This is a genomic window from Brevibacterium iodinum ATCC 49514, assembly GCF_900169265.1.
In the GTDB taxonomy this organism is placed as follows: domain Bacteria; phylum Actinomycetota; class Actinomycetes; order Actinomycetales; family Brevibacteriaceae; genus Brevibacterium; species Brevibacterium iodinum.
Genome location: NZ_FXYX01000003.1, coordinates 57,985 through 76,085, shown reverse-complemented (window position 1 = coordinate 76,085; position 18,101 = coordinate 57,985). Strand labels below are relative to the sequence as shown.

Sequence of the window (18,101 nt, the reverse complement as noted above, 5' to 3'; positions counted from 1 at the left end):
ATGAACAAATTCACGTCTCAATCACTGTTCTCGGCTACACATCCGACGCCGCAGGGACGAAAATGGAGACAGCAACCCAAACCCCGTGGGGGCCAACCGCAACCAGCCTCGAGAGAAAGTCGATCATTGACCGAAATCATCCGCAACGCCCGCGCCGCAGCTCTGCCCGCCAAACTCTCCCGGTCCTGGCTGCTCGTCAATGCTGCGAGGGAGGATCTGTTCACTCCTGCGCAGACCTCGGAAGCGGATTCCGTCATCTTCGACCTCGAGGCTTCTGTCGCCGATGACAAGAAGATCGAAGCCCGCGACAATGTCGTGCGCGCCCTCGACTCGGGAATGTCCGCCTGGGTGCGGATCAACAAGATGGAATCCGAGTTCTGGGCCGACGACCTCGCCGCCGTTGCCATGCTTCCGGGCCTGCGCGGAGTCATGCTGCCCGAGACCGAACGCCCCGAGCAAGTGTCCTACACCGCGATGCGCGCAAAGGCCGGCCTGCCCGTCCTCGCCCTCCTGGAATCGGCCCGCGGAGTGGAGAACGCCACCCGCATCGCCGAGGCGCCCGGTACTTTCCGCCTCGCTTTCGGCACCAATGACTTCCGCAAGGACACCGGCTTCTCCGGCGATCCGATGGCTCTGGCCTATGCCCGCTCACGCCTGACGATCGCCTCTCGCATGGGCGGCCTGCCCGGACCCATCGACGGCCCTTCGGCCGCCGATGCCGATGATGAGAAGGTCTGGGCCGATGCCGAAGTCACACACATGATGGGCATGACCGGAAAGCTCGTCCTCACCGTCGACCAGGTCAACACCCTCAACGAGGCCATGAGCCCGAGCGAAGACGAACGCGATTGGGCCCGCCAGATGCTCGAAGCCGCCGAAGGCGGATCCGAGATCACCGACGGCTCCTACCTGCCGCGCCTGGCCCGCGCCAAGAAGATCGCGTCCATGGCCGACGCCTACGGTCTCTGGAACGCTTAAGCCGATTGCCGCCTTGGCTGCTGTGGGCAACACTGCCCGCCGTCCTGCTCGTCATCGCCTTCGGACTGTGGCTGCATCTCGAGCGCATCGGCCCCACGCCGGTCAATCAGTCGTGGCTGGAGTTCGCCGGCCTCGACAGAGGCTCGGTGCCGTACTGGATCGCCGTCGTCCTCGCCGAGGTCGGCGGCGGTACCGGTGTGGTCATCTGCACCGCGCTGCTCGCGAGCATCTTCGTGCTGCGCAGACGCCTGCGCTCGGCGATCTTCCTCGTCACCACGATGCTCGCCGGCATCGCCGCCTCGGAGCTCCTCAAGGCCATCGTCACCCGGCTGCGCCCCGGCGACCAGCTCTACGCATCGTTGGGATTCTCCTATCCCTCTGGGCATTCGATGGGCGCTGCCGCACTGGCCATGAGTCTGGCCATCATCGCCTGCCGCCGTCATCAGCGGCGCGGATCGGCAACCCAGGCAACAGAAGCACCAGCACCCAGGATGGGCTTCCATTGGTCGTTCATCCTCGCCGGGATCTGGATCCTCGGCATGATGTGGTCGCGGACCGCGCTCCAGGTCCATTGGCTCACCGACACGATCGCCGGTGCCTTCATCGGCATCGCCGTCGCCGTTCTCGTCGACGAATTCTGGACCCTGGCAGCGCAGAAGACCCGCTCACCCCGCTTCGCTCTGTGGCTTGCGGGTTGAACGGGTCCAGCTGCTGAGGGGCTCAGTCCTCCTGGAGCGAGACGCCGGTGAAGGCCGAAGCGTTCACGGCACCGGCCACGGCCTTGACGACCTCGTCCGAGACGACCGAATCCACTGCCAGGACGGACAGCGCCTCGTTGCTCGTCGACGCGGGCGAGACCTGCATTCCGGCGATGTTGACGTTGTTCGCACCGAGCGCCAGACCCAGCTGACCGATGATTCCCGGACGGTCCTCGTAGCGGAAGATCAGCAGGTTGTCGGTCAGTTCGATCTCGAGCGAGTAGCCGTCGACTTCGGTGAGCTTCTGCACGAGCTTCGGACCGGTGACCGTGCCGGACACGGAGATGCGCTGCCCGGTGCTCGTCGTCGCGGTCAGACGGGTGATGTTGCGGAACGATTCGCAGTACGGATCGGTGACGAGCTCGACGCCGATTCCGCGCTCTTCGGCCAGCAGCGGAGCGTTGACATAGGAGACCTGATCGGACACGACGTCCTTGAACAGGCCCTTGAGCGCGGAGAGCTTGAGGACGGAGACGTCCTTGTCGGCGATCTCGCCGTTGACCTCGACCTTGAAGTGCGTGACCGAGGAGTCCGCCAGAGCGTTGACGACCCGTCCCAGACGCTCGGCCAGGGGAATGCCCGGACGCACATCCTCGTGAATGGCACCGCCTGCGACGTTGACCGCATCGGGGACGAGCTCCCCGGCCAGGGCCTTGCGCACGGACTTCGCCACGGCGACGCCGGCCTTTTCCTGGGCCTCATGAGTCGAGGCGCCCAGATGCGGGGTGACGTTGACGGCATCGAGATCCATGAGTGCCGAGTGCTCCGGCGGTTCGACGTTCCAGACGTCGATTCCGGCACCGCCGACCTCACCGTTGGCCACGGCCTCGGCCAGGGCCGCCTCGTCGATGATGCCGCCGCGGGCGACGTTGATGAACCGGGCGCCGGGCTTGGCGGCTTTGAGCTCCTCGGTGCTGATCATGCCGACCGTCTCCGGCGTCTTCGGCATGTGCACGGTGACGAAGTCGGACACGGCGAGCAGACCGGGCAGGTCGAGGACCTCGACGCCCATCTGAGCCGCGCGGGCCTGGGTGATGTAGGGGTCGTAGCCGACGAGTCGCATGCCGAAGGCCTTCGCGCGTTCGGCGACGAGTCCGCCGATGCGGCCGAGGCCGACGATGCCCAGGGTCTTCTCGTAGAGTTCGACGCCGGTGTACTTCTTCCGGTTCCACTCCCCCGCCTTCAGCGAGGTGTTTCCGGCACCGAAGTAGCGAGCCGCGCCGAGGATGTGGGCCATCGTCAGCTCGGCTGCGGAGATGATGTTCGAGGTGGGTGCGTTGACGACCATGACACCCGCCGAGGTGGCCGCGGGGACATCGACATTGTCGAGTCCGACGCCGGCGCGGGCGATGACCTTGAGGTTCTTCGCCGCGTTGATGGCTTCGGCGTCGACCTGCGTGGCAGACCGGACGAGGATCGCATCGGCGTCGGCGATGGCGGGCAGAAGCTGGGATCGGTCGGCGCCCTCGGTGTGACGGATCTCGAAGTCTCCTCCGAGAGCTTCGATGGTGGCCGGTGACAGTTCTTCGGCGATGAGCACGACGGGCTTGGGCACTGATTTCCTCCTGTTGCGTCCGGGACGCGTCCACCTTATGAGACTTTCAGGATTCCTTCACAAGGTCTCAGATTCTGGGAAGAATCGCTCAACAGACGGTTCGGGTTGCTCAGAACCCGCGGCGCGCTCAGAATCCGTTCGGCGAATACGGTGCCCGACCGAGGCTGAACATTGCGCTGGCGAGTACGGCGGATCCCGCCGTCTGCTCATCGATGCGTCCGGCCCGGGCCAGAATGACGGGATCGGCGCCGCCGAGGTACAGGGACCCGAGCTCGGCGATGCCGAGCCCCAGGTCTGCCGGCGTCGAATCGGAGGCAGGGGTCACCTCGGCGCTCTCACCGTCCGAGGTGATCGTGAAGCGTCCCCCTGCGAGGTCGAGAGAATCGTCGATGTCGATCGTCAGCGTTCCGGGCACGTACCAGGGCCGGGCTTCGAGTGCGGCCTTGACGTCGAGGATGCGGATCCAGATGTTGTCCTCGCTCGCGACGGTCTTCACACGCCTGGAATCGGTCAGCAGCCACGGCAGCGGGGAGTATTCGGCGGACTCGCCGAAGGTCACGCGAGTCGACAGGTCGATGGCGGCGAGGAACGACCACAGGGAGGCGTAGGCCGCATCGGTGACGGCCACGAAGTCGATGATGTCGACGGTCGGCGGGGTCTTCGACCAACCGGCGAATTTGTAGGACACATAGCCGTCGGGCTCGCCCTGTTCGTCGAAGTGCAGGGCCGCGCGGACGCCGCGGTCCTCTTCGCCCGTCTCAGTGTTGAGGGCGCCGGTGGCGCGTTCGATGTAGGTCTGCTGACGCTCCATCGCCCCGGGCGAGGTGCGCATGAAACGGTCGTAGATCTTCGGAGCCAGTTCGCGCAGCTCGCTGGGCAGGCACATCTCGACACGGCGATCGGGTTCGCGGACCATTTTGAACCCGGGCGAGGTGTCGACCTCGATCGAACGCAGCCAGGTCGCCACACCGAAGCCGAAGCGCGAGTAGATTCCGCCTTCGGTCGCGGTCAGTGCGGCGAACGGGTAGCCGGCCGCCTTCGCCTCGGCGAGGTCCGTGGTCATCAGCGACCGCAGCAGGCCACGCCGCCGGTGGGTCGGTCGCACCGTGATCCAGGTGATGAGGTGACCCGGGACCAGCCGACCGCCGCCGACGTTGACGAGTTTTTCGAACCAGGCGAAGGTCGCGACCGGGATCGACGAATCCAATCCGTGGCCGAACTCCTGGTCGGCGTAGACGGCGGTGAGCTTGCGCCCATCGGTGATCGCCCGCTTCACCCTGCCCAACAGGGCCGCATCGGTGGAGCGGGGGTCGTGGAAGCCGACGCTCGTCGAGGCGAAGTACGCCTTGGTGCGCTCATCCGGCTCGCCGGTGGCTTCGTCGATGGTGGGCTCGAAGTCTTCGAATCTGTAATTCGTCACACGTCCACACTAGTCCAGATCGGTGCCGCCGTCGGGAGTTTCTCCCGATCGATCGATGTCCGGCGCCCCTGTGATCGCCGAGGCCCTGTGATCGCCGAGGTGAATGCGAAGGAGCCCCGGACTTCTGTCCAGGGCTCCTTCTCTCAGCTCTCCCGGCTGGGGCGGTCACAGCATCGCAGCGTTGGGGCCGCCTCGGCGAGGTTGAGACTCAGCCGATGATTCCGACTCAGCGAGCGGCAGTGCCCTCGGTGTAGTCGTCGTCGGAGTCCTTGAGCCATGCGAACATCTTGCGCAGCTCGCGACCGGTGGATTCGATCGGGTGCTGCTCTTCCTTGGCACGCAGCTCCTTGAACTCCGGTGCGCCGTTCTTCTGGTCGTTCATGAAGCGCTCAGCGAACTTTCCGTTCTGGATGTCGTCGAGGACGCCCTTCATGTTCTCCTTCACCTCGGGGGTGATGACCCGCGGGCCGGAGACGTAGTCGCCGTACTCGGCGGTGTCGGAGCAGGACCAACGCTGCTTGGCGATACCGCCCTCGACCATGAGGTCGACGATGAGCTTGAGCTCGTGGAGGACCTCGAAGTAGGCGATCTCGGGCTGGTAGCCGGCCTCGGTCAGGGTCTCGAAGCCGTACTGGACGAGGTGCGAGACGCCGCCGCAGAGCACGGTCTGCTCACCGAACAGGTCGGTCTCGGTCTCCTCGGTGAAGGTGGTCTTGATGCCGCCGGCGCGCAGGCCGCCGATTCCCTTGGCGTAGGACAGCACGGTGTCCCAGGCCTTGCCGGAGGCGTCGACCTCGACGGCGACGAGCACGGGCACACCGCGGCCGTCGACGAACTCACGACGAACCACGTGGCCGGGGCCCTTCGGGGCGACCATGATGACGTCGACGCCCTCGGGAGCCTTGATGTAGTCGTAGCGGATGTTGAAGCCGTGGATGAACACGAGGGTCTTGCCGGGAGCCAGCTGATCCTTGATCTCGTTGTTGAAGATCTCGGCCTGAACCTGGTCGGGTGCGGCGATGGTGATGACATCGGCCCATGCGGCCACCTCGGCGGGGGTGCCGACCTCGAGGCCTTCTGCCGTGGCCTTGTCGCGGCTGGCCGAGCCTTCCTTGAGGCCGATGCGGACTTCGGCGCCGGAGTCGCGCAGGCTCAGCGAGTGGGCGTGGCCCTGGCTGCCGTAGCCGATGACGGCGACCTTCTTGCCCTGGATGATCGACAGGTCTGCATTGTCATCGTAATAGCGTTCTGCTGCCATAGTTCTAGCTCCTTCGGATTACGGGGTGATGTCCCCATTGTTTCACAGTTCGGTACTGCTGTTCACGTATTGAGATCAGCGGGGTTCCACAAGTTGGAACGCGAAATCAGCTGCGCAGGGCGCGGTCGGTGATCGACTTCGCCCCGCGGCCGATGGCCACGGTTCCCGACTGCACGATCTCCTTGATCCCGAAGGGTTCGAGGACCTCGCGCAGGGCTTCGACCTTGCCGAGCTCACCAGTGGCCTCGATGCTCACGGAGTCGGGTCCGACGTCGACGATCTTCGCCCGGAACATCTCCACCGCCGAGGCGACCTGCGGTCGCGTGGCCGCATTCGCCTTGACCTTGTAGATGATGTGCGCACGACGCACCGAGGACTCGGGTTCGAGTTCGACGATCTTGATGACGTTGACGAGCTTGTTCAGCTGCTTCGTCACCTGCTCCAGCGGAACGTCGTTGACGTCGACGACGACGGTGATCCGCGAGAGCTCTTCGTGCTCGGTCACACCGACGGCGAGGCTGTGGATGTTGAAGCCGCGACGGGCGATGAGCCCGGTGAACCGGGTGAGGACACCGGGCTTGTTCTCGACCAGGACAGAGAGTGTGTGTCGGCTGCTGTTCATTCCAGGCCTCCTTCGATCTGAGCCACGGAACGCACCGTGCCGTCTTCGTTCGCTCCGGCCTCGGCGATGGCGGCCTCGGCCTCCTCTTCGCCCTCTCCGTCGAACTCGGGGCGGATGCCGCGGGCGTATTCGATCTCATCGTTCGACACGCCTGCCGCGACCATCGGCCACACCATCGCATCCGGTGGGACCGTGAAGTCGAGGACGACCGGTCGGTCGTTGATCGACAGCGCCTTCTCGATCGCGGCGTCGACATCCTCGTTGCGGTCCACGCGGATCGCCTCACAGCCGTAGGCTTCTGCCAGCTTGGCGAAGTCGGGGATGCGGATCGTCTCGTGTCCGGTGTTGAGGTCCGTGTTGGAGTACCGGCCGTCGTAGAACAGGGTCTGCCACTGGCGGACCATGCCCAGGGACGAGTTGTTGATGATCGCGACCTTGATCGGGATGTTGTTGAGCGCGCAGGTGGCCAGCTCCTGATTCGTCATCTGGAAGCAGCCGTCACCATCGATGGCCCACACCACACGGTCGGGCTGGGCGACCTTCGCGCCCATGGCAGCCGGCACGGAGTAGCCCATGGTGCCGAGTCCGCCGGAGTTCAGCCAGGACTTGGGGCGTTCGAATTCGACGAACTGAGCTGCCCACATCTGGTGCTGCCCCACGCCTGCGGCATAGACCGCCTCGGGGCCGGTGAGAGCCGAGATCCGCGAGATGACGTACTGCGGATCGCACAGTTCGCCGTGCGTCTCATAGCCGAGCGGGTAGGTCTGCTTGAGACGGTTGAGGAAGCGCCACCACGGTTCGCGCTGACGTTCCAGAGCCTTGGGGAACTTGCGGCGCATCTCGGCGAGCATCTCGGCGAGCACTTCGCGGGCATCGCCGACGATGGCGACGTCGACCTCTCGGTTCTTGCCGATCTCGGCCGGGTCGATATCGGCGTGGATGACCTGGGCGTTCGGTGCGAACGAGTCCAGCTTGCCGGTCACGCGGTCGTCGAAGCGGGCACCGATGGCGATGAGCAGGTCGGCCTTCTGGAAGGCGGTGACGGCAGGCACGCTGCCATGCATTCCGGGCATGCCCAAGTGCAGCTGATGCGAGTCGGGGAAGGCTCCGCGCGCCATGAGCGTGGTGACCACGGGGATGTTCGTGGCCTCTGCCAGGCGCAGCAGCTCCTTCTCGGCCTCCGAGCGGATGACTCCGCCGCCGATGTAGAACACCGGACGCTGAGCCTCGGACATCAGGCGTGCGGCCTCGCGGATCTGCTTGGCGTGCGGCTTGAGGATCGGGCGGTAGCCGGGCAGCACCGGCTCTTCCGGCCAGACGAACGGGGCCGTGCCGGTCTGCGCATCCTTGGTGATGTCGACGAGCACGGGGCCGGGACGGCCGGTGGTCGCGATGTGGTGGGCGTTGACGAGCGCCGCCGGAATGTCCTCGGCACGGGTGACGAGGAAGCTGTGCTTGGTCACCGGCATCGTCATACCGACGATATCGGCTTCCTGGAAGGCGTCGGTGCCGAGCAGCGTCGAGGCCTGCTGACCGGTGATCGCGAGCATCGGCACGGAGTCCATGTGCGCATCGGCCAGAGCCGTGATGAGGTTCGTCGCGCCCGGGCCCGAGGTGGCGATGCACACGCCGAGCTTGCCCGATGCGGCCGCATAGCCTTCGGCCGCGTGGCCGGCGCCCTGCTCGTGACGGACGAGGATGTGACGGATCTTGTCCGTCTCGAACAGCGGGTCGTAGGTGGGAAGGATGGTGCCGCCGGGAAGCCCGAATACCGTGTCGACCTCGAGCTTCTCGAGGCTGCGGACGATCGCCTGTGCGCCGGTGAGGACCTCCGGCCCGGTGTTGCGGCGAATGCTGGACGGTGTGGCTGTGACCGGTGCGGACGCGGGTTGAGTGCCCGTGTCTTTCGCGGTCGAGGGCTTGGCTGCCATCGATTCCTATCCTTCCTGGGTTTCCTTCTCATCTCCGCATTAAAAAAGCCCCTCCGGATTCGGTAGGGGCGCGCGGAACGTGTCGTCTCGACAGGCTACGGAAGATCCGCGCGCTGGGTAATAACGACGACAAGAAGGTGAGTCATGCCTCAATAGTTCCCCGCAGCACTCGAGGGTGTCAAACCTCGCAAACGTTCGTCCCGACATTCGAGACCGACAATGGTTGCCAGGCGAGACTCGCCGAGGCGGCACAGCGTCCCCATTCCCCACCGCCGTTCCGCATGACCGCGATATTCGGCGCACAGAGAAACGGGAAGCCTGTTTGCCGGATTCGTGGAATAGATCACAGTCTGCGACTAGGCTGGATTCTCGTGCGCCCCCTCCTCCGTTTCTGGCCTGATCTCCGCTCCCGCATCGGCGTGTACGTCCTCGTACTCGTCCTCACTCTCCTGGCCAACGGAATCCAGCTGATCGTCCCGGTGATCACCGGCCACATCGTCGACGGACCCATCGCCCATCGCGATCTGTCGGGCCTGTGGCTGCCGGTCCTCGGGGTCCTGTTCATCGGCATCGCCGAGGCTGTCGGGATGTGGGCCAGGCGCATGGTCGTCGCTCCCGTCGTCTCCCATTGGGAGGTGACGTGGCGTTCGCGCCTGTTCGATCGTCTGCAGTACACCTCGGTGGCGATCCACGACTCCTGGGAGTCCGGCCAGCTCCTCTCGCGCGCGGTGAATGATCTGTCTCAGCTGCGTCGCTTCTTCGCGTTCGGGCTCCCGTTCCTCCTCTCCACACCGATCGTGCTCGCCGTCGGCACGGTGATGCTCGTGATCATGCAGCCCGTCTTCGGTCTGATCATGGTCATCATGGCAGTGCCGGCGATCATCGCGGTCGCCGTCTTCGAGAAGCACTATCGGGAGACCTCCCGTCGGTCGCAGGACACTATGGGCGAACTGACCACCGACGTCGAGGAGTCCATCCAGGGCATCCGCATCCTCAAGTCCTTCGGACGCTCCCCCTGGGCCGCCGAGCGCTTCTCCGAGATCTCGACCCGGCTGAAGTCCTTGGAGATCCGCAAAGCGAAGCTCGACTCGTGGCTGTGGAGCGTACTCCTGCTGCTGCCGACTCTGGCTCAGGCCGCGATCGTCGCCGTCGGCACGTGGGGTGTCATCGAGGGCTGGACGACGATCGGCACGGTCGTGGCGGCCGTGACGATCTCGATGGTGCTGCGGATGCCCATCGAGATGCTCGGCTTCCTGCTCGCCGATGCGCTCATGGCGCTGACCGCCGCAGGACGGTACTGGGAGGTCATCGACATCCGCCACGACATCACCGATGCCGACGGCGGTGTCGACGATGCCCCCGCAGTCGGCCGCTACCGCGGAAAGCTGCGCTTCGACGATGTCGATTTCCACTTCGCCGATACCGAGCGACTGACTCTGCGCGGTCTCGATCTCACCATCGAGCCCGGTCAGACTCTCGCTCTCGTCGGGGCGACCGGCTCGGGAAAGACGACGCTGGCGTCACTGGTGCCCAGGCTTCAGGACGTCTCCGCCGGCACGGTGAGCATCGACGACGTCGATATCCGAGACATGCCGGTCAACGAGCTGCGTCACCTCGTGTCCGTGTCCTTCGAGGATCCGATCCTGTTCTCGACCTCGGTGGCCGAGAACGTCGAGATGGGTGCCCCGGGCGCGAGCGAGGAGGAGATCTGGGAGGCCCTCGAGATCGCGGCGGCGAAGGATTTCGTCTTCCGACTGCCCGATGGTCTGGATACGCAGGTCGGCGAACAGGGACTGTCCCTGTCCGGCGGTCAGCGTCAGCGCCTCGCTCTGGCTCGTGCGGTCATCGCGCGTCCGCGCATCCTCGTGCTCGACGACCCGCTCTCGGCCGTCGACGTCGATACCGAGGACCGAGTGCAGCGAGCACTGCGGGTGATCCTGCCGGATTCGACGACTCTCATCATCGCCCACCGCCCATCCACAGCTGCATTGGCCGATGTGGTGGCGGTGCTCGACGAGGGCCGGATCGCAGCGCTCGGCACCCACGAAGAGCTGCTCGAGTCCTCGAAGCTCTACCGCGAACTCATGGGGGCGAGCGCGAAAGCCGATGCGCATACGTATCCGGGGGCGGCCGCCTCGACGAAGGAAGGAGGGACACCATGAGCATGCCACGACTCGACAGCGACGACGAAGTCGAGCAGCTGCCGCCGGATATTGCGAAGAAGGCGCGAGCCCTGCTGATGTCTCTGGTCAGACCGCATCTGGGGATGATCATCTTCCTCGCGGTCATCGTCGTCCTCACCGCGGTGCTCATGGTCATCGGCCCGGTGTTCATCGCCGATGCCCTCGACAACGGTGTGCCCGCAGCCATCGACGGGGATACGGGGCCGCTGATTCGGGCGGTCACGTTCTTCGTGGTCTCCGCGGTCGCCTCGGCGATCCTGGCTTTCACCTCGACGAGACTCGTCGGGATCACTGCGCAGAAGATCCTCTTCACTCTGCGTGAGCGGGTGTTCACTCATGTGCAGCGCCTTGACCTGGGCTATCACGAGAAGTCGACCTCGGGTCGGCTCGTGTCTCGGCAGACCTCGGACATGGAATCGGTGCAGCAGTTCCTGTCGTATTCGCTGTTCGAAACGGCTCTGGCGGTACTGCAGATGCTCTTCATCGCTGTCACCCTCGTCGTCCTCGATGTGCCCTTGGCCATCGTCGTCTTCGCCGGGTTCGTGCCGCTGTTCTTCATCACGAAGGCCGCGCATTCGACTCAGCGCAGCGCGTATCGGCGGACCCGGACGTCGATCGCTAAGGTCATCGTCCACTTCGTCGAGACGATGGGCGGCATCCGCGCCGTGCAGGCGTATCGCAGGCAGCCGGAGCGGCGCGGGACGCTGAGCGATCAGGATGCCCGCTACCGGGACGCGAACACCGATGCCCTGCGCGGGGTGGCGTGGTTCGCCGGGTGGACGCGGCTGATCGGCAACATCACGCAGACGGTCATCATCGTCATCGGAGCCTGGCTGGTCATCGAAGGGTGGACGCAGATCGGTGTGCTCGCCGCATTCATCCTTTACCTGCGCCGGTTCTACGGTCCGCTCGATGAACTTGTGCAGGCGTTCAATCTCTATCAGTCCGCCTCGGCGGCGTTGGAGAAGATCGCGGCGGTCCTCGACACCGACCCCGAGGTGGTCGAACCGACCCAGCCGCATGTTCTGCCCGCGCATGCCAGCAATGATGCTGCCGCCAATGGCCGTGCCCTCGACCTTGACAATGTCCGCTTCGCATATGCGGACGGACACGATGTCCTCCCCCGCTTCGACCTGAATATTCCGGCGGGGCAGATCGTTGCGCTCGTCGGCGCCACGGGCGCGGGCAAATCGACCTTGGTCAAGCTCGTCACCCGGTTCTACGATCCCAGCGAGGGTCGGATCACCCTCGACGAGGTGGATCTGCGTGATCTCGATGATGCGCAGCTGCGATCGTCGGTCGTCATGGTCACTCAGGAGTCGTTCCTCTTCGCCGGCACGATCGCCGACAACATCCGCATCGGCAATCCTGGCGCCAGCGATGACGACGTCGTGGCGGCGGCGACGGCGGTGGGCCTGGACGCGTACATCCGCAGGCTGCCCGAAGGGTATGCCACGGATGTGAAGAAACGCGGCGGCCGGCTGAGTTCGGGACAGCGCCAACTGGTGTCGTTCGCCCGGGTGTTCCTCGCCGATCCGGATGTCGTCGTCCTCGACGAGGCGACCGCACACCTCGACATCCCCTCGGAGCGGTTGGTGCAGAACGCTCTGGCCACGGTGCTCGAGGGCAGGACCGCGATCATCATCGCCCACCGGCTGTCCACCGTCGAGATCGCCGATCGCGTGCTCGTCATGGAGTCCGGTCGGATCATCGAGGACGGGACACCCGACGAACTCATCTCCGGAACGGGCAAGTTCGCGCAGCTGCACCAGGCCTGGCGCGACTCCCTCGTGTGAGGTCACTCGCTGATCAGCGGCACGAACCGGTACCGGCCGTGACGAGTGATCGCCAGCTCGTCGGCACCTGGCCCGTCACGGACGACTCGGAGCATCTCCCCTGCGACGGGAATGACCATCGTGGCGCCGAAGGCCAGCTGATCGACGAGCTGGTCGGGCAGTGTCTCTGTCCCGGCGGAGACGAGGATCCGGTCGAACGGGGCCTCAGCCGGGAGACCGAGGGCACCCGGAATGGCTGCGTGGATGGCCACCTCGGCGAGGGTCTCCTGGTCTGGGGCATCAGCGGTGACGGCGTCGATGGCCGCCTGCGAGGAGTCGACGAGCTCGGGATGCCGTTCGACCCCGCGCACACGCCCGGCCGGCCCGACGAGGACGGCGAGCAGCATCGAGGTCCACCCGGAGCCTGATCCGAGGTCGAGGACGGTCTCACCCGGCTGCGGATCAAGCAGCCGGAGCATGTCCGCGACGGTGCTCGGCTGCGAATTCGTCTGCCCGCGCCCGATCGACAGGGGCACATTGTCTAAGGCATTCTGACGTTCCGCTATCGGCAGGAAGCGTTCGCGCGGAACCCGGGCGAACGCCTCGGCGATTCGACCGTGCGTCTCATCCGTTGTCATGGTTCCTCCGATCCCCAGCGACCCCCGGCACCTCCCATTGTGCCGGTGCATGCAGAGGGCGCAATGCCGCCACCGAGTATCGTTGTGCCGTGACTCAATCCGATCTCTCCCGCGCCCAGAGCCTCATCACCTCGATTCCCGACTATCCCGAACCGGGAGTGGTCTTCCGCGACATCTCCCCGCTGCTCGCCGACGGTCCGGCGATGCGGGTCGTCACCGAGGCGCTCATCGAACCTTTCGCCGGACAGTTCGATATCGTCGGCGGGCTCGAGGCCCGTGGCTTCCTCTTCGCGGGTGCCGTCTCCGCGATGACGGGAGTCGGAATCCTGCCGATCCGCAAGGCCGGAAAACTCCCCCGCCCAGCGGCTGCCGTGTCGTACACGCTCGAATACGGCACCGCCACGATCGAAGGTCCCGATGTCCTGGAGAAGGGCGAGCGCGTCCTCCTCATCGATGACATCCTCGCCACCGGCGGAACGCTCACAGCGGCCCAGTCCCTGGTCGCCGATCTCGGCGCTGAGGTCATCGGCTCAGCCGTCGTCCTTGAGCTCACCGCGCTCGGCGGACGCGAGCATACGGGCGAGGTTCATACCCTCTTCGCGGAGTGAGACGCCTCAGCCGATTCGGATGAGGGCATCGCCGGCAGAGATCGGTCCCGCCTCGGCGAGGGTCAGGTCCTCGACGTCGGCTTCGAGGACGACGACCGGAACGATCACGGACTTCTCCGCCTCCCGTGCGGCCTCCAAGTCCCAGACGACGATCTCTTCGCCGGCCTCGACCTGCTGCCCTGCCTCGGCACGGAGCGTGAAACCCGCTCCCTTCAGGTGAACGGTGTCGATGCCCAGGTGGACGAGCACACCCTGATCGGGCCGGTGGGAGATGACGAACGCGTGGGGCTTGAGGCTCGTCAGCTTTCCTGAGACAGGAGCCGTGACGGTCAGGTTCGCGGCCTCGCCGGGGTCGATGGCCGCTCCGGGACCGACGAGCGCTTTTGCGAAGACGGGGTCGGGAACCTCCGTCAATGGGATCACCGTGCCGGTGATGGGTGCAGCGATCGTGACTGCCATAGTCAGCAGGCCGCCTTTCTCCAAAATCAGGTGTACTTCGCCTAGACTGACCTCAGACTACAGACAAGGATCACTGTCGACCAGCAGATGCTCACCGGCGAGCAGAGGAGACGAAGACGTGACTCAGCCCATGAGGTCTTCGATGTCATCGACGAGGTTGTCGGCCTCCGGGCCGACGACGACCTGGACCGCGCTTCCCTGCACCACCACGCCGAACGCACCGGCTGCTGTGAGCGCCTGTTCGTTGACGAGAGAGTCATCGTCGACCTCGACGCGCAGGCGAGTGATGCACGCTTCGATGTCGTCGATGTTGTCGGCACCGCCCAGTCCGGCGAGGATCTGTGCTGCTTTGTCCATGTCTGTCACCTTCATCTCCGGCGTCCATGCGCCCGCGTCGATTTCACGTTCTGCGATCTGCGTCACAAGTCTACGGCGACTCGTGTCCAACTGCCCCACTTCCGAGGAGGAAACCGATGACCACCGCATCCGCTGAGGCACCCAAGAATCGCAGGAAGGCGATACCAGGGTTCGCCCAGCTCCAACGCGTCGGACGCTCCCTCATGCTCCCGATCGCCGTGCTTCCGGCCGCGGCCCTGCTGATGCGCTTCGGCCAGCCGGACATGCTCGGCGCCGATGGGCTCGGCCAGTTCGCGGACTGGCTGCTGCCGGTGGCGACGGTATTCGCGGCCGCCGGTTCGGCTCTGTTCGACAACCTGCCGCTGATCTTCGCCGTCGGTGTGGCCATCGGCTTCGCGAAGAAGGCCGACGGATCCACGGCACTGGCCGCCGTCGTCGGCTATATGGTCCTCACCGGAGTCTTCACAGCCATGGCTCCGGGCTTCGGCTCGGACAACGGTGAGGGCGAGAACGTCATCAACTTCGGAGTGCTCGGCGGAATCGTCGTCGGCATCATCACCGCCCTGCTCTATCAGCGCTATCACCGGATCAAGCTGCCGACCTACCTCGGCTTCTTCGGCGGTCGCCGTTTTGTCCCGATCGTCACTGCGGTCGCGTCGATGGTCATCGCCGTGATCATGGCGCTCATCTATCCGGTCTTCGACGCCCTCATCAACAAAGGCGTGGGCGGCTTCCTCATGGAGCACGGAGCCAACCCGGGCACAGGGTTCGTCTTCGGCACGATCAACCGCCTCCTCATCCCTTTCGGACTGCACCACCTGCTCAATAACCTGCCGTGGTTCCAGTTGGGTTCGTGCACAACCGCCTCGGGAGACACCGCCCACGGCGACATCACCTGCTTCTTCTCCGGCGTCGACGGCACGGCAGACTGGACGGGCTCGTTCATGACCGGCTTCTTCCCGATCATGATGTTTGCGCTCCCAGCTGCGGCCCTGGCCATCTACCACACCGCGCATCCGAAGCGCCGAAAGATCGTCGGCGGCATTATGCTCTCGGTGGCCCTGACCGCGTTCATCACCGGAATCACGGAACCGCTCGAATACGCCTTCGCCTATGTCGCATTCCCGCTCTACGCGGTCCACGCCGTGCTCACCGGCACGTCACTGGCGCTGGTGAATGCGCTCGGTATCAAATCCGGATTCGGCTTCTCCGCCGGTGGCCTCGACTACCTGCTCAACCTCGGACGAGCGTCGGAACTGTCCGGCGGCATCGGGCCGGTCCTGCTTCTGCTGGTCATCGGACTGGCCTATGCTGTCATCTACTACTTCCTGTTCCGGTGGGCGATCATCAAGTTCAATCTGCACACCCCGGGTCGCGAGGACGAGACCGACACCGGCACCGGAACTCCATCGGTCTTCGACGAAGCGCAGCTCGCCGCCGAGGAGTCCACGGGCAAGAAGCGCGCTCAAGACGAAGGGCGGAGCTGACACTCACTGGCACGTGTCGTACAGAGCTCGCAGCTGATCCTCAACCGTCTGTGCCCCTGTGGTGGACTGCGAGTCTGGTTCATCGCCATAGTCGCATCCGCCCACATTGACCCACCCTGGATTCCACTGATTGTTCGGCCCCGCGTTGAGAGTCCAGTGGAAATCCCAAGACTGAGTGTTGACAACGTCAATGCGTTCGATTTTGTCTCTCAGCTGACTGACCGCTTCTGGTCCGTCAGGGATTTCAACAAAATAGCTCGACACCTGGTCGTCTTCGATCCTGATCTCATCATTCTGGTCAAGGATCGGGCTGATTGCAGTCTCCAGACGGTTCTGCGCCTGCTCTGAGAACGGGAAATCCACATTCCACTCAGCCTGGGACGGAGCTCTGGTCCTCAGTTGGAAGTCTTCGGAGCCGAGCTCTGTCCGTACCGCACTGATTGTCCGGAAGGGGTCAGTCTGCGCGTCGCTCAGCTCCAGTGAGTCTTCGAAGGTACTCTGCTTCGACTGTCTATTCCACTCGATTCGATCGGCGGACAGTGATGCAGCGAGGATAAGAAGATGCGACGTTCGCTCCGCCATGATGTCACTACTCGTGTTGTCTCTGATATCAAGTTCCTGATCCGAAACCAGGAGCGTGAGCTCCTGGTCATAGCGATCGAAATCCGGACCGGTCTCCTGATCGAACGCGGCGGCCACCTCGAGGGCTTGATTGTGTGTCGCATCGGTGGACATTGTGACGGTGTGAGCCAGCAACCGACCCGAATCGAAGCCGTTCTGGTAAACGGTGCTGACATCTTCGACCCCCGCCTTAGTCGACAGCACCGCGCCGATGTCGTGCGCACGGTCGCTGAGATCTGGTCCGAAACACCCGGACAGCCCGACCGCCGCAACAATGACGGCAGCGACAGACGCGATCCGGCGGCGATGATGTGCTCTTCGTTCCCCCATGTCTCGAACCTATCGGTCTCACACTCGCTTCCACGGTCACAACGTGTGCCAGTCTCGACACTGATCGCTCGTGGCGGCATCGAAAAATGAAGAAACAGAGAGAAATCGGGAATGATCGCCAACGACACTGTCGTTATAGAGTCGCTCGGGGATCACCTTCAGATTCCCGAATCCGCGGAGACATCCCCAAGGACGTTCCGCAGATCATTCCGGCCCCGTGACGAAAGGCGTACACCATGACGGTTCCCACACTCACTCTCAACGACGGCAAGACGATCCCGCAGCTGGGATTCGGCGTCTTCAAGGTCGACCCCGACGAGACCGAACGCATCGTCACCGACGCCCTCGAAGTCGGCTACCGCCACATCGACACCGCTGCTGTCTACGGCAATGAGGAAGGCGTCGGCCGGGCCATCGCGAAGTCCGGGATCGCCCGCGACGAACTCTTCGTGACGACCAAGCTGTGGAATGACCGCCACGGTGCGGAAGAATCCAAGCGGGCCCTCGGAGAATCCCTGGAGAAGCTCGGCCTCGACCACGTCGACCTCTACCTCATCCACTGGCCGACCCCGGCGAACAAGAACTCCGTCGAAACCTGGGAGGCCTTCCCCGGCTACCGCGACCAGGGCCTGACCTCCTCGATCGGCGTGTCGAATTTCGACCACCGCTTCCTGCCGGAGATCCTCGACACCGGCATCATCCCAGCCGTCGACCAGATCGAGGTCCACCCGCAGTTCCAGCAGGTCGACACCCGTCCGCTGCTGGCCGAACACGACATCAAGATCGAGGCCTGGGGCCCGTTGGGACAGGGCAAGGTCGACTACGCAAACACCGTCATCGGTGAGATCGCTGCCGCCCATGAGAAGTCCTGGGCTCAGGCGATCATCCGATGGCACCTGCAGAAGGGCCACGTCGTCTTCCCGAAGTCGAACAACCGCGACCGCATGGAACAGAACTTCGACATCTTCGACTTCGAACTCACCGACGCCGAGGTGGCAGCCATCGACGCGCTCGAGAACGGCGGCCGCGTCTCGGCCGATCCTTCCGAGGTGAACTGACCCGGTCAGCTTCGCCCAAAACCTCGCCGAGGCGGCCCACCCCGACCAACGGTCGTGACCGAC

The 18,101-nt window shown here is 64.6% G+C and carries 16 protein-coding genes; 7 read left to right on the top strand and 9 right to left on the bottom strand.

Annotated features, from left to right (window positions below):
* Positions 1-126: 126 nt before the first annotated feature.
* On the top strand, positions 127-978 hold the full coding sequence (locus BI49514_RS04140; protein WP_101544541.1) for an HpcH/HpaI aldolase/citrate lyase family protein: 852 nt from the start codon (positions 127-129) through the stop codon (positions 976-978).
* A gap of 5 nt (positions 979-983) precedes the next feature.
* Positions 984-1,676, top strand: a complete 693-nt coding sequence (locus BI49514_RS04135; protein WP_101544539.1) for a phosphatase PAP2 family protein — start codon at positions 984-986, stop codon at positions 1,674-1,676.
* A gap of 22 nt (positions 1,677-1,698) precedes the next feature.
* Here the strand turns inward: BI49514_RS04135 and serA are convergent, their stop codons facing one another.
* The 5 genes from serA to BI49514_RS04110 form a co-directional block, all read right to left on the bottom strand.
* Positions 1,699-3,291 carry a phosphoglycerate dehydrogenase gene (gene serA / locus BI49514_RS04130; RefSeq protein WP_101544538.1) on the bottom strand — a complete coding sequence of 531 codons (1,593 nt, stop codon included), beginning with the start codon at positions 3,289-3,291 and terminating at the stop codon, positions 1,699-1,701.
* Between the two features lie 127 nt (positions 3,292-3,418).
* On the bottom strand, positions 3,419-4,711 hold the full coding sequence (locus BI49514_RS04125) for a GNAT family N-acetyltransferase (protein WP_101544536.1): 1,293 nt from the start codon (positions 4,709-4,711) through the stop codon (positions 3,419-3,421).
* A gap of 226 nt (positions 4,712-4,937) precedes the next feature.
* A complete protein-coding gene (gene ilvC, locus BI49514_RS04120) occupies positions 4,938-5,969 on the bottom strand; it encodes a ketol-acid reductoisomerase (protein WP_101544534.1) in 1,032 nt (343 codons plus the stop codon).
* Between the two features lie 106 nt (positions 5,970-6,075).
* A complete protein-coding gene (gene ilvN / locus BI49514_RS04115) occupies positions 6,076-6,591 on the bottom strand; it encodes an acetolactate synthase small subunit (protein WP_101544532.1) in 516 nt (171 codons plus the stop codon).
* Positions 6,588-8,522 (bottom strand): acetolactate synthase large subunit, encoded by a 1,935-nt coding sequence (locus BI49514_RS04110; protein ID WP_101544531.1) that lies wholly within the window; start codon positions 8,520-8,522, stop codon positions 6,588-6,590. The genes ilvN and BI49514_RS04110 overlap by 4 nt, the downstream gene beginning before the upstream one ends.
* Positions 8,523-8,893: 371 nt before the next feature.
* Here BI49514_RS04110 and BI49514_RS04105 point away from each other — a divergent pair, with 371 nt between their 5' ends.
* Both BI49514_RS04105 and BI49514_RS04100 read left to right on the top strand, forming a co-directional pair.
* Positions 8,894-10,684: an ABC transporter ATP-binding protein gene (locus BI49514_RS04105; protein ID WP_244195154.1), complete on the top strand. Its 1,791-nt coding sequence runs from the start codon at positions 8,894-8,896 to the stop codon at positions 10,682-10,684.
* Positions 10,681-12,501, top strand: a complete 1,821-nt coding sequence (locus BI49514_RS04100) for an ABC transporter ATP-binding protein (RefSeq protein ID WP_101544529.1) — start codon at positions 10,681-10,683, stop codon at positions 12,499-12,501. Before BI49514_RS04105 ends, BI49514_RS04100 begins: the two co-directional genes overlap by 4 nt.
* Before the next feature lie 2 nt (positions 12,502-12,503).
* Here BI49514_RS04100 and BI49514_RS04095 read toward each other — a convergent pair whose 3' ends face one another.
* Positions 12,504-13,118 (bottom strand): protein-L-isoaspartate O-methyltransferase family protein, encoded by a 615-nt coding sequence (locus BI49514_RS04095; protein WP_101544527.1) that lies wholly within the window; start codon positions 13,116-13,118, stop codon positions 12,504-12,506.
* A gap of 89 nt (positions 13,119-13,207) precedes the next feature.
* On the opposite strand from BI49514_RS04095, the gene BI49514_RS04090 reads away from it, so the two are divergent.
* A complete protein-coding gene (locus BI49514_RS04090; RefSeq protein ID WP_101544525.1) occupies positions 13,208-13,726 on the top strand; it encodes an adenine phosphoribosyltransferase in 519 nt (172 codons plus the stop codon).
* Positions 13,727-13,732: 6 nt separating this feature from the next.
* On the opposite strand, the gene BI49514_RS04085 is transcribed toward BI49514_RS04090, so the two are convergent.
* Both BI49514_RS04085 and BI49514_RS04080 read right to left on the bottom strand, forming a co-directional pair.
* On the bottom strand, positions 13,733-14,185 hold the full coding sequence (locus BI49514_RS04085) for a PTS sugar transporter subunit IIA (protein WP_101544523.1): 453 nt from the start codon (positions 14,183-14,185) through the stop codon (positions 13,733-13,735).
* A gap of 123 nt (positions 14,186-14,308) precedes the next feature.
* Positions 14,309-14,671, bottom strand: a complete 363-nt coding sequence (locus BI49514_RS04080; RefSeq protein WP_101544521.1) for a PTS sugar transporter subunit IIB — start codon at positions 14,669-14,671, stop codon at positions 14,309-14,311.
* Here BI49514_RS04080 and BI49514_RS04075 point away from each other — a divergent pair.
* Positions 14,659-16,029 (top strand): PTS transporter subunit EIIC, encoded by a 1,371-nt coding sequence (locus BI49514_RS04075; protein ID WP_101544519.1) that lies wholly within the window; start codon positions 14,659-14,661, stop codon positions 16,027-16,029. The genes BI49514_RS04080 and BI49514_RS04075 overlap by 13 nt on opposite strands.
* A 3-nt stretch (positions 16,030-16,032) precedes the next feature.
* On the opposite strand, the gene BI49514_RS04070 is transcribed toward BI49514_RS04075, so the two are convergent.
* Positions 16,033-16,980 carry a hypothetical protein gene (locus tag BI49514_RS04070; RefSeq protein WP_101544517.1) on the bottom strand — a complete coding sequence of 316 codons (948 nt, stop codon included), beginning with the start codon at positions 16,978-16,980 and terminating at the stop codon, positions 16,033-16,035.
* Positions 16,981-17,216: 236 nt separating this feature from the next.
* Here BI49514_RS04070 and BI49514_RS04065 point away from each other — a divergent pair, with 236 nt between their 5' ends.
* Positions 17,217-18,038, top strand: a complete 822-nt coding sequence (locus BI49514_RS04065; RefSeq protein WP_101544515.1) for an aldo/keto reductase — start codon at positions 17,217-17,219, stop codon at positions 18,036-18,038.
* Positions 18,039-18,101 lie beyond the last annotated feature (63 nt).

Excerpts from the sequence above, each read along its gene's own strand:
- ilvC (WP_101544534.1), bottom strand. The coding sequence starts at position 5,969 with ATGGCAGCAGAACGCTATTACGATGACAATGCAGACCTGTCGATCATC.
- ilvN (WP_101544532.1), bottom strand. The coding sequence starts at position 6,591 with ATGAACAGCAGCCGACACACACTCTCTGTCCTGGTCGAGAACAAGCCC.
- BI49514_RS04110 (WP_101544531.1), bottom strand. The coding sequence starts at position 8,522 with ATGGCAGCCAAGCCCTCGACCGCGAAAGACACGGGCACTCAACCCGCG.
- BI49514_RS04100 (WP_101544529.1), top strand. The coding sequence starts at position 10,681 with ATGAGCATGCCACGACTCGACAGCGACGACGAAGTCGAGCAGCTGCCG.
- BI49514_RS04095 (WP_101544527.1), bottom strand. The coding sequence starts at position 13,118 with ATGACAACGGATGAGACGCACGGTCGAATCGCCGAGGCGTTCGCCCGG.
- BI49514_RS04085 (WP_101544523.1), bottom strand. The coding sequence starts at position 14,185 with ATGGCAGTCACGATCGCTGCACCCATCACCGGCACGGTGATCCCATTG.
- BI49514_RS04075 (WP_101544519.1), top strand. The coding sequence starts at position 14,659 with ATGACCACCGCATCCGCTGAGGCACCCAAGAATCGCAGGAAGGCGATA.
- BI49514_RS04080 (WP_101544521.1), bottom strand. The coding sequence starts at position 14,671 with ATGCGGTGGTCATCGGTTTCCTCCTCGGAAGTGGGGCAGTTGGACACG.
- BI49514_RS04070 (WP_101544517.1), bottom strand. The coding sequence starts at position 16,980 with ATGGGGGAACGAAGAGCACATCATCGCCGCCGGATCGCGTCTGTCGCT.
- BI49514_RS04065 (WP_101544515.1), top strand. The coding sequence starts at position 17,217 with ATGACGGTTCCCACACTCACTCTCAACGACGGCAAGACGATCCCGCAG.